At 31.0% G+C, this 16,859-nt stretch carries 18 protein-coding genes; 9 read left to right on the top strand and 9 right to left on the bottom strand.

Annotated features, from left to right (window positions below):
• The first annotated feature begins 81 nt into the window (after positions 1-81).
• From pfkA to WNY78_RS06670, 3 genes are all read left to right on the top strand, one after another.
• Entirely contained in the window at positions 82-1,068 is a 987-nt protein-coding gene (gene pfkA, locus WNY78_RS06680; protein WP_342872422.1) for a 6-phosphofructokinase, read from the top strand.
• Positions 1,069-1,119: 51 nt separating this feature from the next.
• On the top strand, positions 1,120-2,121 hold the full coding sequence (gene gap, locus WNY78_RS06675; RefSeq protein WP_342872421.1) for a type I glyceraldehyde-3-phosphate dehydrogenase: 1,002 nt from the start codon (positions 1,120-1,122) through the stop codon (positions 2,119-2,121).
• A 68-nt stretch (positions 2,122-2,189) separates the two neighbouring features.
• Entirely contained in the window at positions 2,190-3,050 is an 861-nt protein-coding gene (locus tag WNY78_RS06670; protein ID WP_342872420.1) for a BadF/BadG/BcrA/BcrD ATPase family protein, read from the top strand.
• A gap of 86 nt (positions 3,051-3,136) precedes the next feature.
• Here WNY78_RS06670 and WNY78_RS06665 read toward each other — a convergent pair whose 3' ends face one another.
• Together WNY78_RS06665 and WNY78_RS06660 are read right to left on the bottom strand one after the other, a co-directional pair.
• Positions 3,137-3,559 carry a hypothetical protein gene (locus WNY78_RS06665; RefSeq protein WP_342872419.1) on the bottom strand — a complete coding sequence of 141 codons (423 nt, stop codon included), beginning with the start codon at positions 3,557-3,559 and terminating at the stop codon, positions 3,137-3,139.
• Between the two features lie 133 nt (positions 3,560-3,692).
• A complete protein-coding gene (locus tag WNY78_RS06660; protein ID WP_342872418.1) occupies positions 3,693-3,917 on the bottom strand; it encodes a hypothetical protein in 225 nt (74 codons plus the stop codon).
• 196 nt (positions 3,918-4,113) lie between these two features.
• Between WNY78_RS06660 and corA the strand changes: the two genes are divergently transcribed.
• The 4 genes from corA to WNY78_RS06640 all read left to right on the top strand — a co-directional run bounded on the left by corA (position 4,114) and on the right by WNY78_RS06640 (position 7,396).
• The gene (gene corA, locus WNY78_RS06655; protein ID WP_342872417.1) at positions 4,114-5,184 is read left to right on the top strand and encodes a magnesium/cobalt transporter CorA; all 1,071 of its coding nucleotides are present in this window, start codon (positions 4,114-4,116) and stop codon (positions 5,182-5,184) included.
• A gap of 192 nt (positions 5,185-5,376) precedes the next feature.
• Positions 5,377-6,282 carry a mechanosensitive ion channel family protein gene (locus WNY78_RS06650; protein WP_342872416.1) on the top strand — a complete coding sequence of 302 codons (906 nt, stop codon included), beginning with the start codon at positions 5,377-5,379 and terminating at the stop codon, positions 6,280-6,282.
• Positions 6,283-6,406: 124 nt separating this feature from the next.
• Positions 6,407-6,622 (top strand): hypothetical protein, encoded by a 216-nt coding sequence (locus WNY78_RS06645; protein ID WP_342872415.1) that lies wholly within the window; start codon positions 6,407-6,409, stop codon positions 6,620-6,622.
• 93 nt (positions 6,623-6,715) lie between these two features.
• Positions 6,716-7,396, top strand: coding sequence for a DUF2461 domain-containing protein (locus WNY78_RS06640; protein ID WP_342872414.1), 681 nt, complete (start codon positions 6,716-6,718; stop codon positions 7,394-7,396).
• Here WNY78_RS06640 and WNY78_RS06635 read toward each other — a convergent pair.
• Positions 7,389-7,835, bottom strand: a complete 447-nt coding sequence (locus WNY78_RS06635; RefSeq protein WP_342872413.1) for a hypothetical protein — start codon at positions 7,833-7,835, stop codon at positions 7,389-7,391. The genes WNY78_RS06640 and WNY78_RS06635 overlap by 8 nt on opposite strands.
• The gene (locus WNY78_RS06630) at positions 7,832-8,245 is read right to left on the bottom strand and encodes a glyoxalase (protein WP_342872412.1); all 414 of its coding nucleotides are present in this window, start codon (positions 8,243-8,245) and stop codon (positions 7,832-7,834) included. Before WNY78_RS06630 ends, WNY78_RS06635 begins: the two co-directional genes overlap by 4 nt.
• A 296-nt stretch (positions 8,246-8,541) precedes the next feature.
• Here WNY78_RS06630 and WNY78_RS06625 point away from each other — a divergent pair, with 296 nt between their 5' ends.
• Complete coding sequence (locus WNY78_RS06625; RefSeq protein WP_342872411.1) at positions 8,542-8,934, top strand: hotdog domain-containing protein; 393 nt, start codon at positions 8,542-8,544, stop codon at positions 8,932-8,934.
• Here WNY78_RS06625 and WNY78_RS06620 read toward each other — a convergent pair whose 3' ends face one another.
• The 5 genes from WNY78_RS06620 to raiA all read right to left on the bottom strand — a co-directional run bounded on the left by WNY78_RS06620 (position 8,935) and on the right by raiA (position 14,086).
• Complete coding sequence (locus tag WNY78_RS06620; RefSeq protein WP_342872410.1) at positions 8,935-10,173, bottom strand: mechanosensitive ion channel domain-containing protein; 1,239 nt, start codon at positions 10,171-10,173, stop codon at positions 8,935-8,937. It lies immediately after the preceding gene.
• The gene (locus WNY78_RS06615; protein ID WP_342872409.1) at positions 10,173-10,463 is read right to left on the bottom strand and encodes a DUF3817 domain-containing protein; all 291 of its coding nucleotides are present in this window, start codon (positions 10,461-10,463) and stop codon (positions 10,173-10,175) included. Before WNY78_RS06615 ends, WNY78_RS06620 begins: the two co-directional genes overlap by 1 nt.
• A 46-nt stretch (positions 10,464-10,509) precedes the next feature.
• Positions 10,510-12,678: a T9SS type A sorting domain-containing protein gene (locus tag WNY78_RS06610; RefSeq protein WP_342872408.1), complete on the bottom strand. Its 2,169-nt coding sequence runs from the start codon at positions 12,676-12,678 to the stop codon at positions 10,510-10,512.
• A 132-nt stretch (positions 12,679-12,810) separates the two neighbouring features.
• Complete coding sequence (locus tag WNY78_RS06605; protein ID WP_342872407.1) at positions 12,811-13,635, bottom strand: OmpA family protein; 825 nt, start codon at positions 13,633-13,635, stop codon at positions 12,811-12,813.
• Positions 13,636-13,783: 148 nt separating this feature from the next.
• On the bottom strand, positions 13,784-14,086 hold the full coding sequence (raiA, locus tag WNY78_RS06600; RefSeq protein WP_342872406.1) for a ribosome-associated translation inhibitor RaiA: 303 nt from the start codon (positions 14,084-14,086) through the stop codon (positions 13,784-13,786).
• A gap of 181 nt (positions 14,087-14,267) precedes the next feature.
• Between raiA and WNY78_RS06595 the strand changes: the two genes are divergently transcribed.
• Positions 14,268-16,745 (top strand): zinc-dependent metalloprotease, encoded by a 2,478-nt coding sequence (locus tag WNY78_RS06595; RefSeq protein ID WP_342872405.1) that lies wholly within the window; start codon positions 14,268-14,270, stop codon positions 16,743-16,745.
• Positions 16,746-16,859: the final 114 nt, after the last annotated feature.

The raw sequence follows: 16,859 nt of genomic DNA, 5'->3' as shown, positions 1-16,859 counted from the left end.
TATAGTCCTGTTAAATAAAGTCCAATTCCATTTTTATTATAGTTATTGTTTACTAGCTTTACTTTTTGAAACATAAAATACATGTCAAAAAAGATAAAAAAAATTGGTGTTTTTACCTCTGGAGGAGATTCTCCAGGGATGAATGCTGCGATTAGATCTGTAGTTAGAACTTGTGCATTTCATAATATTGAATGCGTTGGGATTTACAGAGGCTATGAAGGTATGATAGAAGGCGACTTCAAAGAAATGGATGCTCGTAGTGTAAAAGGCATCATCAATAAAGGAGGAACAGTATTAAAATCTGCGCGCTCTTTAGAATTTATAACTCCCGAAGGTAGAAAAAAAGCACATAAACATTTAACCGAAGCTAATATTGACGCACTTGTGGCAATTGGTGGTGACGGTACGTTTAATGGTGCAATGGTTTTCAATAAGGAATTTGATTTTCCAGTAATGGGAATTCCAGGTACTATTGATAATGATATTTTCGGTACTTCACATACATTAGGTTATGATACTGCTTTAAATACAGTTGTAGAAGTTGTTGATAAAATTAGAGATACTGCAAGTTCGCATAACAGATTGTTTTTTGTTGAAGTTATGGGACGAGATGCTGGTCATATTGCTTTAAACGTCGGAATAGGAGCTGGTGCCGAAGAAATTTTAATTCCTGAAGAAGATTTAGGATTAGATCGTTTATTAGAATCTTTACGTCGTAGTAAAAAATCTGGTAAATCGTCTAGTATCGTTATCGTTGCTGAAGGTGATAAAATAGGTAAAAATGTTTTTGAACTCAAAGATTACGTTGAAGAAAACATGATAGAATACGATGTACGTGTTTCTGTTTTAGGGCACATGCAACGTGGAGGTTCACCTTCTTGTTTTGATCGTGTTTTAGCAAGTAGAATGGGAGTGAAAGCAGTAGAAAGTTTACTGGAAGGTGAAACGAATCTAATGGTCGGCTTATTAAATGATAAAATTGCGTTGACACCTTTAGATCAAGCTGTAAAAGGGAAATCTGAAATTAACATGGAACTCTTAAGAGTCTCAGATATTATGTCTACATAATATTTCCGAAGAAAAAATAGAAAAAAATAATAGTAATAAATAATAAATAAAATGTCAAATTTAAAATTAGGAATTAACGGTTTTGGTAGAATAGGTAGAATCGTATTTAGAGCAACAGTAAAACGTGATGATGTAGATGTAGTTGCAATTAACGATTTGTTAGATGTAGAGCATTTAGCATACTTATTAAAATATGATTCTGTACATGGAAACTTTGACGGAACAGTAGAAGTAAAAGATGGTCATTTAGTAGTTGACGGTAAAACGGTAAGAGTAACTGCTGAGAGAGATCCTAAAAATTTAAAATGGGATGAAGCAGGAGCAGAGGTTGTAGCTGAGTGTACAGGTATATTCACATCATTAGAAACTGCAAATTACCATATCATTGCAGGCGCTAAAAAAGTAGTAATTTCTGCACCTAGTAAAGATGTCCCAATGTTTGTAATGGGTGTAAATGATAATGAATTAACAGGTGATCACAACATTGTATCTAATGCATCTTGTACTACAAACTGTTTAGCACCAATAGCAAAAGTAGTTAATGATAACTTCGGAATTGAAGAAGCATTAATGACTACCATTCATGCAAGTACTGCAACACAATTAACTGTTGATGGACCATCAAAAAAGAATTATAGAATGGGACGTTCAGCTTTATTGAACATCATACCATCTTCAACAGGAGCAGCTGTAGCTGTAGGTAAAGTAATTCCAGAATTAGACGGAAAATTAACAGGTATGGCATTTCGTGTACCAACTGCAGATGTATCTGTTGTTGATTTAACAGTTAGAACAAAATCTGAAACATCATTAGAAGATATCAAAGCTGCATTCAAAAAAGCTTCTGAAGGTTCTATGAAAGGTGTTTTAGGATATACAGAAGATGCTGTTGTTTCTCAAGATTTTGTAAGTGATGATCGCACAAGTATTTTTGATGCAGACGCTTGTATTGAATTAAATTCTAAGTTTTTTAAACTTGTATCTTGGTATGATAATGAGTTTGGATATTCTAACAAATTAGTAGATTTAGCTCAAAAGGTTAATTCTTTATAATATAACATTCATATTAAATCTGTAGTTATATGTATGTATAGCTACAGATTTATTTTTATACATAGCTCATGATTTTAATTACAGATGGTGGTTCTACAAAATGCGATTGGATTGTTGTAGATAATAACGGGAAGCAACTACACGAAAAAATTCGTACAAAAGGGCTTAATCCAGCTATTTTAAAAGAAAAGAAATTAAAAAAGATCATTAGAAAAAGTGATGAACTCATGAGGTTTAGTGATAAAGTCACACACATTTTTTTCTATGGAGCTGGTTGTGGTACTACAAATCCAAAGGTTATACTTACTGAAATTTTAGAATCTATTTTTATAAATGCCGAAATAGATGTACAAGAAGATACCATGGCTGCAGTTAGAGCAACAATTAATGATGATGATGAAGCAGCAGTAGTTTGTATAATGGGTACAGGATCTAATTGTAGTTATTTTGATGGTAAGCGATTACATCAGCGCGTAATTTCATTAGGCTATACACTTATGGATGATGCTTCTGGTAATTACTACGGAAAAGAGCTCATAAGAGATTATTATTTTAATAAAATGCCAGAAGATATTAAAGTGGCATTTGAGCACAAACATAATTTAGATGCAGATTATATTAAGTATAATTTATACAAGCAACCCAATCCAAATGCTTATCTCGCTAATTTTGCTGAGTTTATGTTTTTAAATAAAGATTCTAAATATGTAAAGGAACTTATTAAAAAAGGAATTAGACGATTTGCTGAAAATATGATATTTCAGTATAAAGAAGAACTTAAAGTTGTACCTGTACATTTTGCTGGTTCAATTGCGTTTTTTGCTGAAACCGAAATTAGAGAAGTTGCAGATGAGTTAGGATTCACAGTTGGTAATTTTGAAAGACGACCAATTGAAGGTCTTGTAGAATACCACACTAAAAGTTTATAATTTTATTATACACTGAAAAATTAATATTAAAAAGGCATTAGAATTTTCTAATGCCTTTTTTTAGATAAAATTGATTGGTTAGAAAATTATTTTATCCAAGTTTTTGATATTGAATGTTTAGAAAACCACACTAAAAAAGCACAAACTATAATTATCATAATTGGCATAATCTTGCTCACATTTTCTATTTCTATCATTAAATATACTTGTTGAATTGTGGCACAAATAAATGAAACAATAAATAAGTAGTAAGCCCATTTTTTTCTAATTAAGAGTGCAATACAAGCTAATGCACCACAAAATACTGCTAGAGCAAACAAAGCAGTATACCAAGCAGGATGTTCATATAACATTTCGGCTTGTTGTTCTTGTGGCATTTGAGCAATCAATTCATCGGTTATGAAAGCTTGACCAATGTATGCCATTACTCCCATGATATTCCAGAGAAGCGCGATTACTGCAATAATCCAAAACCACACAGGTGGTTTGTTAGTTAAAGAATTTGTCATTGTAAGTTAGTTTTAGTTAAAAATTATTCAACAATTTATTAAATAATTTAATATAAAATCAAAAAACTCAACCTAATTTTACGCATACTGCATAAAACTAAGTTGAGTTTCAACACTTAAATTTGTATAAACTTTAATCTTCTACAACATGATGAATAGGTGTTTTATTAACCCATTTACCATTTTTAGATTCACCTAAAATATAAACATCTTTGCTATGCTCATATTCTTTAATAGTACGCATCATTTGTTCTTTGGTGTCTCTGTGTAATTTGATTCCAGTATTTTTACCTTTATTTCGAATTTCTAAATAAAATCCATCTCTAAATTTTATTGGTCTTGTTGGAGGTCTTCCCATGTATATGTATTTGTAATAATAATCTGCATATTAGTAAAAATATGTGCAATATGCAAGTTGTTTAATAATAATTCAAAAGTAATCGTTTTGTAGTCTGTATTACAGTGATTTATATAACAATTAGTAATTAAGGTATTGATGTCTGCAATACCAAAAAGTTTTTATACTTTTAACTATATTCCATTTTGTAGTATTTATGAAAGTAAAAAAGAAAAAAAAGTCTTACAAAGCGTCTAATCTTCCACCAGGAACTATAGCATATAAAGGTAAAAAGCAATCTACCAAAACTAACATTGAGATCGTAAATTACTCTAAAGAAAAGTATACAGTTTTAAACACTGGTGCTGTTGAAGAGGCTTTTAATTTTAAAGGTAATGCTCATGTTACCTGGATTAATATCAACGGATTAAATAATGTAGTAGATATAGAAACTTTAGGTTTACATTATAATCTGCATCCCTTAACGTTAGAAGATATTGTAAATACAGGTCAAAGACCAAAACTAGAAGAGTTTGAAAATTATATGTTTGTTGTTTTTAAAATGTTGTTTATAAAAAATGATGATGAGATCCATTATGAACATTTAAGCTTGATTATAGGTGAAGATTATGTATTAACATTTCAAGAAGCCGATGGAGATGTTTTTGATGACTTACGTGAACGATTAAAATCTGCAAAAGGACGTATTCGTTCACAAGGCTCAGACTATTTAATGTATACCATTTTAGATGCAATTGTAGATAATTATTTTACAGTCATAGAAGTTCTTGGTGATAAAGTTGAAGATCTTGAAGGTTTACTATTTCAGTCAAATGATGCAGATGATCGTACTCCAGGTCAAATTCAACTTTTAAAGCAAGAAATTCTAAAAATGCGTCGATCAATTTATCCATTGCGAGAAGTTATTAGTCGTATGGAAAAAACAGACTGCGCTTTTATTGAAGAAAAGACACATAGTTATTTACGTGATTTATACGATCATATTATACAAGTAAGTGAAACTGTTGATCTATATCGTGAGATGATTTGGAGTTTAATGGATATGTATATGACAATCATAAGTAATAAGATGAATGAAATTATGAAGGTGCTTACCATCATAGCAACAATTTTTATTCCTCTTACTTTTATTGCTGGTATCTACGGAATGAATTTCAAGAATATGCCAGAACTTGATTCAGAAAATGGGTACTATATTTTAATAGGAACCATGTTTATTATATTCATTTTTATGATCATTTATTTTAGAAGAAAACGTTGGCTTTAAAATTTTACTTTATAATCTCACCTTATCAGTAAACTTAAACGAATTTGGTATTTGAGTGATATGAAACAATCACAAATGAATTAAAAGGTTTATCGTATCAGCAAAGCTTATTTTATAAATTATTGAATATTTGTAGTGTACTCAATTCTGTACATTAACAACGTATAATTTAATAAATAAGAGATAAATCATATGAATGATCAATTAAATACTGCATTAGGAAACTTAAAAGAAAAACTTTTTGGATGGTTCAATGCCATCATAGAAAGCTTGCCAAATTTAGTTCTAGCCATTATAGTTTTTGTGGCTGCGTTTTATGTTGCAAGATATGTTAGCAAAATTGTAGATAGACTTGTAAGTAAACGAGTTGAGCAGAAATCTATTAGTTTAGTTGTTTCTAGAATAGCATCTGTGGTCACTGTGTGTATTGGTTTATTTATAGCATTAGGTGTATTAAACTTAAGTCAGGCACTGACGTCTCTGCTTGCTGGAGCAGGTGTTATAGGATTAGCAATAGGTCTTGCATTACAAGGCACATTATCTAATACGGTTTCTGGTATCGTATTATCGTTTAGAAATCGAATAGGAATAGGTAATTGGGTAGAAACTAATGGGTACTCTGGTGAGGTATTAGATATAAATTTGAACACTTTTATTCTCAAAGAAGCCGATAATAACATCGTAATCATCCCAAACAAGATGATTTTAGAAAATCCTATAAAGAACTATTCTTTAACAACGAGAATGAGAGTCACTCTAGAGTGTGGAGTGGGATATGAGTCTGATTTAGTGAAGGTCGAAAAACTAACTAAAGACACAATTGCAGATACTTTTAATCAAGTAGAATCATCTGATGATGTAGAATTTTATTATACAGAATTTGGTGATAGCTCAATTAATTATATGTGTAGATTTTGGATAGATGCCGAAAGTATGTTGGAGAAACTAAGAGCCAAGACAAAAGCAATTATTGAAATTAAAAAAGCATACGATAAAAACAGTATTAATATTCCGTTTCCTATTAGAACCTTACAATTTGATAACAAATTATCAATAGATAAATCGGAAGTTTCTGAAAGCACATTTTCAGAAAATTAAAATAATCTATCATGAAATAAGCAAATATGTTAATTATATGAGCAAATTAAACTGCACTAATACCATCATATTTGTAATATTAATTTGATAACCGAATTAATACATAACCATAAAACTAAATAACATGAAAAAAGTAATTTTAACATTCGCATTCATATTTACACTAGCAACAGTATTTACAAGTTGTAGAGAAGAAAAATCACCAGATGAAAAGGTTGAAGCAGCAATGGATAACGTTAAAGAAGACTTAGAAGATGCATCTGATGACGTACAAGACGCAGCAGAAGATTTACAAAACGAAATAGAAGAAGCTGCTGAAGAAGTAGGAGATGATAATTAAATTGCAATTATTATAAAATAATATAACACGTAAAGAAGTCACGATTAATCTCGTGACTTTTTTTTGTACTTTTATTCAGTAAAATAATCACAGATGGCATCACCAAAATTCTCAAAAGAGATTCTAGACTTCTTTAAAAAATTAGAAAAAAACAATGATAGAGATTGGTTTAACGAACATAAACCTGAATTTAAGAAGCTAGAAGCAAATGCTAAAGAGGCTTATAAATATATTTATGAAAACTTAAATAAGCATGATGTTGTTGATGGTTTTAAACTCTTTAGGATTTATAGAGATGTAAGATTTTCAAAAAACAAATTGCCATATAAAACTCATTTTGGAGGATCTTTCAGTAGAAAAAAACCAGAATTAAGAGGTGGTTATTATGTGCATATTCAACCTAATAATGAATCCTTTATAGCAACTGGATTTTGGGAACCTAATAAAGACGATTTGCTTCGAATTCGTAGAGAATTTGAACAAGACGATAGTGAGATTAGAAGTATCGTTTCAAATAAAAAATTTAAAGCAGTTTGGGGAGATTTTGTTGGTGATGAATTAAAAACAGCTCCTCGTGATTTTGATAAAGAGCATCCTGCTATTGATCTTATTAGAAAGAAACAATTCATTTTTACCAAAAAGTATACGGATAAAGAAGTAACAAGCGACCAATTTATTGATGATGTTAATGCGTCATTTAAAGCGATTAAACCGTTTTTTGATTATATGAGTGATGTTTTAACAACTAATCTAAATGGTGAGTCAATTATCTAATTTCTTTGATGTTGTAAGTTGTATTATTAAATGTTATACGATCACCTGCAGTTTTATTAATTAATAATTCGCCAATAGGAGATGACTTAGATATTATGAAATACGTTTCATTATCAATCTCAACTTTACCAATACTTAAAGCCAAATAAAAGTTCGAACTATCAGTTTTTACTAAACTACCTAAAACTGCATTTTGATGAATTGTGTTAGACGTAATGAGATTAAGTGTATCCAACATTTTTCTTGCATCACTCAAATGTTGTGAATTTTTTTCTAGGTCATTATAGAGTTTTCCATTGCCAGAATCATCCTCTTCATCACCTTTATCGTTATTTTCTATAGAATCTTTTATCGTTTCTATTTCATCTTTATAATTAGCAATACGTTTATTAACGTAAGCGAAACAAACTTCTAGAAGTTGTGACTTAATTTGGCTCATATAGCTGTTGCTAATGGTTGACTAAATAATTGAATATTATTGACCAATCGCTCTTTAACGATATTCATCATACGTTTGTTTAATGCCGAAGAATTTTTAATATAAATGGCATATTCCTCCACAGTAAATTGACCAATAATCATCCCTTTTAAAGAATTTCTAAATTTCATATCCTTATTAATCGTATGATCAATATAATCCAATTGCTTCGGTAATGATAAATCATAAAATACATTCTTACGTTTAAAAATATAGTTTTTAAAAACCATAATTAATAAATGATTTTGCATTTTAATAATAGGTCGCAATGTGGTGTTTTGAAAGCATTCATCAAGGCTCATACTATCATTTACCTGAGCAGTTGCAATGATTGGACGTATAGATTTTAAATTGGTAGATCGATCATTCATGGCTTTATTTTTTATTAAATATAGAGATAATGGATTGGTGATTTTAAAGGACGCATATATGTTTTCAACGTTGTTATTAACAAATTATAAATAGCTATATATTGATAACTTTTTCTAATTGGCAAATGTTAACTATACCATAAGAAACCATTACTTTTGAAATGTGCTAGTTATCATTTTATGAATTTAATTTTTACTTCGGAAATTTTATAAATCCAAAATGGTTAAGAAGTAAAATATCTATAGCTAGCAACACGCTAACTCAAGAAAAGGAAAAATAAATAACAGAAACACTTATGAGATTTCATACAAGAAAATGGGTAAAACCCGAAGATTTAAATCCTAACCAAACATTATTTGGAGGTCAACTTTTAGCTTGGATTGATGAAGAAGCAGCTTTATACACTATAATTCAGCTGGAGAATTCTAAGATTGTAACTAAATATATGTCCGAAATTAATTTTATGGCCTCAGCAAAGCAAGGTGATATTATTGAAATAGGAATTGAAGTTCTCAAATTTGGAAAGTCTTCATTAACATTAAAATGTGAAGTTCGCAATAAGATGACACGAGAAACTATAATTACCGTAGACAATATAATCATGGTAAATTTAGGCGAAAATGGAAAACCATGTCCTCATGGCAAAACACAAATCGAATTTGTTAAAGATAGGCTAGAGGATAAGTAATTATTCTCCTATCCCAGCATTCAATTCATAGATCTCTAAATCAAAATAAGGAACTGCAGCAAGTGTATGATCAAATAAATCACTCATGATATACTCGTAATTTTCCCAACGTTTATCACTACTAAAGCAATAAATCTCTAAAGGCAAACCTTGAGGTGTTGGAGCCAATTGTCTCACCATAATAAACATGTCTTTGTTCACTGCGCTATGTTGCTCAATATAGGTCTGTAAGTACTTTCTAAACACACCTAAATTGGTCATGTTACGTCCATTTATCATTACAGATTTATCAACATTTTTACCTTCATTAAAAGCATTAATATCTTTTTGACGCTGATTAAGATATGTGGTGATTAACTCTATTTTTTTTAGCTTTTCAATATCCTTATCATTAAGGTACTTAATACTTTTAGCTTTTAAAATGATAGATCTTTTTATACGTCTACCACCAGAAGCTTGCATTCCTCGCCAATTTTTAAAAGAATCTGAAATTAGTGCATAAGTTGGAATGTTGGTAATAGTCATGTCAAAATTTTGAACTTGGACGGTTGACAAATTAATTTCAATAACATCACCATCTGCTCCATATTTTTCCATGGTAATCCAATCACCAATACGAACGCTATCATTAATAGCAACTTGAATACTCGCTACAAATCCTAAAATGGTGTCCTTAAAAATTAATAATAAAACAGCAGATGCAGCACCTAACGTAGTAAAGAATTTTAAGAAAGATAAATCTATTAATATGGCCAAAATAGAAGCAACACCTATGATCCAAAGAAATAGCATCACAACCTGTATATAACTATCTATGGGTTTGTCCTTTAATCTAGGTAAGGTTTTAAAATAAGCTTCAAATGTTTTTAGAACACTTCGTATAATCCACAATGTGAGAACAATAGTCGCTACTTTTAAAACAATTAGTATATATATTTCGAACTGCGGAAAATCCTTAAAAACGACAGGAAATAGTTTAATTGTAATAATTAATGGAACAAGATGGGCAATATTTCGAGGCGCACGATTATTAACTAATAAATCATCAAAGTTTGTTTTAGTACGCTCTGAGAATTTTCCGAAGAAAGAAATTAGGATACGTCTAGTAATTTTATCTGCAATGTATGTAATCACTAATAATATAACCAACAAACTGAGCATGTTGAAATATTTTGCAGATATTTCAGAAACTCCGATAGATACAAAGTAATCATAAAAAAAACATTGTAATTTGTCCATTACTTAGTTGGTTTTAAATATTTTTTTTCAATATAAAATGTACCAAATGGTATGATAGAAGCTAGTAGTACAATTAATAAGGTTTTTGTTTTCCATTTTAATTCTAATCCAACCATAATGGCTAAAACAATATATGCTAAAAACAAAACACCATGAGGCATTCCTAATAATTTAACAAACATTGGATTATCTGCCAAGTACTTTATTGGTGTTGCAATAAACAATAATAGTATGTAAGATACACCTTCTAAAATGGCTACAATTCTAAAGCTATTTAATAATGATAACATAGGTAAAATATTTTGTGCAAAATTACCTTATGTAGAATAGAAAGTACTAGTATTTTATGATTTTTTTAATAAATGAAGCCTCATTATTTTTAGAGCTGAATTTTGCAAAATATAATCCAGAATCTAGATTAGTTGTGTTTATAGTATTCTGGCCATTTTGAAGTTGGGTTGCCAACACTAATTTTCCATCTAAGGCATAAATTCCAACACTATACTCTTGAGTTGAAGTCATATGAACCATATCATTAAATGGTATTGGATACATAGTAACAGGATGTTCTGTATCAAATTCAGGACTATTTAAAGTCCCATCAAAATATGTTATAGCTAAGTTAAATGCGTCTTTTCCAATTTTATCACCTATAATTCTTCCTTTGATATCATCTTCTGGTGGATGTATTCCTCCCCAAATTCTAGACAAACTGGTTTGGTCAGATGCATCTTGATATGTAGCCCATTGTAAAGTAAAACTTTGAGTAGGACCAACTTCAAATACTAGAAAGTCATTTTGAGTGATATCAAAAGTTCCCATTCCGTCAGGAAAAAAGGCATCACCAGTAAACTGTGTTAAAACTTCTGCTGCAGCACGAGAAAATGTTGAGTGTCCAGATAAATAGCCAGCAAATGGAGGCGTTACAAAAGTGCCTCGTTGGTAAGGCCACCAATGTGTACCAATAATCCAATCTACACCAGCTGTATCAGTAGAAGGGTCTGCAATAAAATCTGGACCTTTCCAAGATTTAATTTTTATTCGGTTCAAATTTTCATTGTTTTCACCATTTAATGGATCACTAGAATCTATTAGTTCAATAAGTCCGTCAATTAAAGGCAAACCATGTACATCATAACTCGGTAAACTAGCATCTGTACTTTGTCCTTTACCTGCCATATATCTAATTGCCGAAATCGGTCTTACATAGTCATAATATCCTTTAATTCCCCAAGTATTAATTGCAACATCATGCATAGCACCACCAAGCGTTAAATATGATTTGACATCCCATTCTAAATCAGGAACAACAGCACCAATACCTGCTATTTTTTTTACTACGGAAGGATGATCACTCACATAATTCAAAATAGTAAACCAATGTCCTGGAGGTGTTTCAGAGTCTGGTCCATCTGCCCAAAATTCTGCAAGCACTCTTGCATAGTCAGAGCGTTTAACCATTTGAGGAGTGTAAGCTAAACCGGTTTTAGGATTTATAGTATGTCCAGTACTTGCGTCTCCACCATTTGTGAAATCATAGAAAGATTGATACTCTGCAAACGTCTGAGGTAGGTTGTTTAAATCAAAATTTCCTATTGCACCAGGTGAGATATCTATCATCGTTGGATCGTTGGGATCTAAATGTGAAGCCCAAGATGCGACTAATGCAAAATTCCATTTGTAAGGATCACTAATGCCATCTTCATTTGAATTTTGAATATAAACTGGAGCACCAGGATCATTATAGACGTAACTATCAAAACCGTTGTTTAAAATTTGTAAATCAGAAGGAGATAATGAAAAAGGTGTTACTTCTCCCCATTCTGGACTTAAAAAAGGAGGTGTATCTAATGGATATTCATTACCACTTTGATCTACAAATACATCAAAAGCTAATGGTTGCCAACGATTAGGGTCAATATCATTAGTTTCATAGTAGTTTTCTAAAATTAATGGCGAATTTATTGGTCCATATAATTGGTTAGCATAATCATTCTGTTCATTAGAGTGATCTTGTAAACCAAAAGCAATCATTTCATTAGCCATATAATTACCTAAAGCTGCATACGAATTTGTACTATAATCAACAGATGTGAAATTAGGATCATAACCATAGGAAGTGAAAAGCGTTTCAAATTCGTCTAATAACGCTGTGCCACCAGGTGAATTAGAAAAACGATGATTGAGTAATCTATACATTGCAAAACTAATAATTTCATGTCTTGCAGTATCAATGTTTGCAGGTGTTGCAATACCATTGAATACACAATTATAATCTCCAAAAGTTTTACCTAGAAATACCGTTTTTGCTTGAGAATCAAATAGTGCCCAAGCATCATACATCAATACAGACGTGTGAAATAAATTTCTGGCATGTACTGTAGGTCTTGCAAAATCTGCTCTAATTGCAGTTAAAGTCATTTCATTCCATTCTCTTGCTACACTAGGTTGTGCTTGAGATAAAGTTGTGAAATAGAATAAAATTATAAACGTAATTTTTTTCATAGGTTAAGTATTTCAATTACCTCAAATTTAAAAAAGATTTTGACACTTAACACTTAAACATAAAAAAGACCGTTGAAACAACGGCCTTTTTCAGGATTAATTAACCACAAATTACTATAGGTTAAGTAAGTTTTATTTTGATGACATCATCGCAAAAAATTTGTCAATATTTGGTAAAATCACAATACGTGTTCTACGGTTTATCGCTCTATTTTCATTGGTGTCATTTGTTGTTAATGGCTTATAAAAGCTACGACCTGCAGCAATTAATTGCTCTGGTGCAACATTATAATCATCTTGTAATTTTCTAACAACAGAAGTTGCTCTTAAAACACTTAGATCCCAGTTATCTTTAACTGCAGCAGTGTTTTTCATTAATTTATTATCTGTATGACCTTCTACCATAACATCTAAACTTTCTTCAGAATTAATAACATTAGCGATTTTTTGTAGAATTTCATTCGCTTTGTTGCTAATCTTGTAGCTTCCAGAATTGAATAACATTTTATCTGAAATTGAAATCATTACAACTGTTTCTTCGATATTGATCGCAATATCTTCATCTTCATCAATATTTTCTAATGATGACTTTAAGTTGAATTGCATTGCTAAATTCATAGAATCTTTTAATGTTTTTGCAGTTGCCATATAAGCAGGAGGAACATTTTTAAGAGATTCTCGCATTGCTGCTTTTTGATTTTCTGAAATTACTACACCATCAACAGATACTAACTTTGCATTATTGTCATTGGTAAGTTCATTTATTTTAGAATTATAGCTGTCAACACGTTGCTGTATTTTAGCAAACTTAGATTCTAGTTCTTCATTTGCAACCTTAGTTTTAGTCAGTTCACTCTTTAATTCTCCGTTATCTTGTTCTAGAGCCAAATATTTCTTTTTAGAAACACATGCTGTGAAAAATAAAGCTGATAATACTATTACTGAAATTCGTCTCATACTGTTTAATTAGTTTTAAATTGGTTTACGTTTATATTTACGATGTTAAAGTCCATACGGACTATCAAAAATTAAAATTGTGAATATTTTAAGAGAATTACATGTTTATAAATTCGTTTAAATATCACCTAAACAAATGATTACATATTTAATATGTTTTCATTTTTTCTTTTCTTTTTTTTAGTTGTTTGGTGAGTTCATTTACAGTTTCTGAAATAGCATCCCTAAAATTATCATGAGAAGCTTCTGCAAATAATCGAGGACCAGGAGCACTTAATCTAATACCACAAATCATTCCTGTTTGATCACTAGAAGTGTTCTCAGTTTTGAAAAATACATCTGCTCTAATGACAAAGTCAAAACGTGTAAAAATTGATTCTAATTTTTGTTCTGTAAATGTTTCTAAGCTTTCGCTTGCTGTAACATCATTATATTCATAATTGATTTTCATACTTATTATTTTTAGTTTAATCAAACTTACAAACTAAGCGAAAATCTTAGTAACGCTATCCTAATCATTATTGTCTCATTTGCTAAAAGCTATACGAAGACATTAAAGTTTTGTGAAATTCATAATTTCTTTAGTTCGATTTATTAATTTTAGGAACTATACAAATTAAACCAACTCAAAAATGAAAAAAACGTTTCTGTATGCATTGGCATTACTAATCTCTTTAATGCCTTTAACTCAACAAGCGCAATCCAAAAAAAATAAGCGTAATAAAAAGAATAAAACCGAAGCTGTACAACCTGCACCTAAAAAAAATCAAGGTAAAATTAAACCTTATGATAAAGTCATCACCAAAGAAGCTATTACAGATGACGGATTATTTAAAGTTCATAAAGTAGGAGAGAAGTACTATTTCGAAATTCCTAATGAGCATTTGGGTAAAGACATGTTACTTGTTAGTAGAATTGCAAAAATACCAGCAAATTTAGGAGGTGGTTATATCAATGCAGGATCTAAAACAGGTGAGCGACTTGTTGCTTGGGAGCGTTTTGATACAAAAGTTTTGATTAAAGAACGATCTTATAATTCGGTAGCAGATGAAGAGTTGCCAATTAGTATTTCAGTAAAATCAAATAATTATGAACCAACATTATTCGGTTTTGATATTGTTGCATTCAGTAAAGATTCTACAGCTATAGTAGTTGATGTGACTAAATTTTATAGTAGTGATGTCAAAGCTATAAGTGGTTTGCCAAGCTATTTAAGAACAACTTATAAAGTTAGAAACTTGGATGCTTCTCGAAGTTTTATTAATGGGATGAAAAGTTTTCCGCAGAATATAGAAGTCGTACAAGACATGACATATAATGCATCGCAACCACCTTCATCAAGATCAGCAGAGACGATAAGTTTACAAATGAATCAATCTATGATTTTATTACCTGAAGAGCCAATGCAACCTCGTTTTGCAGATGATCGTGTAGGTTGGTTTACATTTAGCCAAGTGGATTATGGTAGTGAAAAATTAAAAGCAGATCGTAAAACTTACATTCAAAGATGGCGATTAGAACCAAAAGATCCTGAGGCTTATGCCAGAGGCGAATTGGTAGAGCCTATAAAACCAATCGTGTATTATCTAGATCCTGCAACACCAGAAAGTTTACGTAAATACATAAAAGAAGGCATTGAGCTTTGGCAAGGTCCTTTTGAAAGTGCGGGTTTTAAAAATGCAATTATTGCTAAATATCCACCAACAAAAGAAGAAGATCCAGATTTTAGTCCAGAAGACATAAGATATTCTGTGATAAGATATGTAGCTAGTGAAACTAGAAATGCAATGGGTCCAAGTGTTTCTGATCCTCGTAGTGGTGAAATTATTGAAAGCGATATTATATGGTACCATAATCATTTACGTTCTTATAGAAATCGGTATTTATTAGAAACTGGAGCAGCAAACCCAAGTGCAAGAACTTTAGATACTCCTGCAGAAGATATTGGTGAAATGATGAAAATGGTTATTGCTCATGAGGTTGGTCATGCGCTAGGTTTACCACATAATATGAGTGCAAGTAAAGCGTATGATGTAGAGAGTTATAGAAATGGAACTTTTACCCAAGAGTTCGGTATCGCATCTACAATTATGGATTATGCACGTTACAATTATATTGCGCAACCAGGTGATGAAAATATTAGATTTGTTCGTCAAATTGGACCTTATGATCATTATGCTATAAATTGGGGTTATCGTAATATTCCTGGAACTTTTTCTGCGGAAGCTGAGAAAACCACACTTGATAAATGGATTATGGACAAAGCAGGAGATGCTAAATATGTCTTTGGAAAGCAACGGTCTAGATTTGATCCTACGTCTCAAACAGAAGATATTGGTAACGATGCCATTAAAGCATCTGATTATGCGCTTAAAAATCTGAAATATGTGGCTCAAAACCTTCCGCAATGGACGAGTACTCAAACTAACAATTATGATGATTTAGAGGAATTGTATGGCGAATTATTAGGTTGCTATAATAGATATATTGGTCACGTTTTAGGAAATGTTGGAGGTGTAGAAGAGCATTTAATTACACCAAGCCAAGGCGGAATAGCCTATCAAGCTGTTCCGAAGTTAAAACAACAGCAATCTATGCAATGGTTACATGATAACGCGTTTGAAACACCACAATGGTTGGTTGATAAAACGATACTTCAAAACATTAATTATAATGGATATACTGAACGTTTAAGACGTTTACAAAGCAGGTATTTAGATGGTTTATTGAGTTTTGATAAATTAGGACGTTTAATAGATCACGAAAGTATTGATGCTTCAAATTACAGTGCGTTATCTATGATGCAAGATTTGAGAAAAGGTGTCTTCTCTGAAACTAATGTCACTAAAAATGTAGATGTATATCGTAGAAACTTACAGCGTGCTTATGTTGATCGTATGGAATTTCTCATGACCGAAGATTTAGAATCGAGACGAAATGATGATTATTTTAATGTGTCGCAAAGTGATATTAGAGCTTTAGTTCGTGGAGAACTTAATACTTTAAAGCGCCAAGTAGCTGCAGCTGGAAATAGACAAGTAAATACAGTGACTAAATATCATTATAGGGATTTAGTAAAACGTATTGAAGAGATTCTAGATCCTAAATGATTTAAAAATTTTCAAAATAAATAGATTTAAAACACCTTCTTGCTTATGTTGAGAAGGTGTTTTTTTATTTATGTTTTAGGGTAATTGGTTATATTTGTGTGTTGTGCTTCATTA

The sequence above is a fragment of the Psychroserpens sp. AS72 genome, assembly GCF_038900375.1.
Classification (GTDB): Bacteria; Bacteroidota; Bacteroidia; order Flavobacteriales; family Flavobacteriaceae; genus Psychroserpens.
The sequence above is the reverse complement of the archived record's forward strand: the minus strand, read 5'-3'. Positions and strand labels throughout refer to the sequence as shown.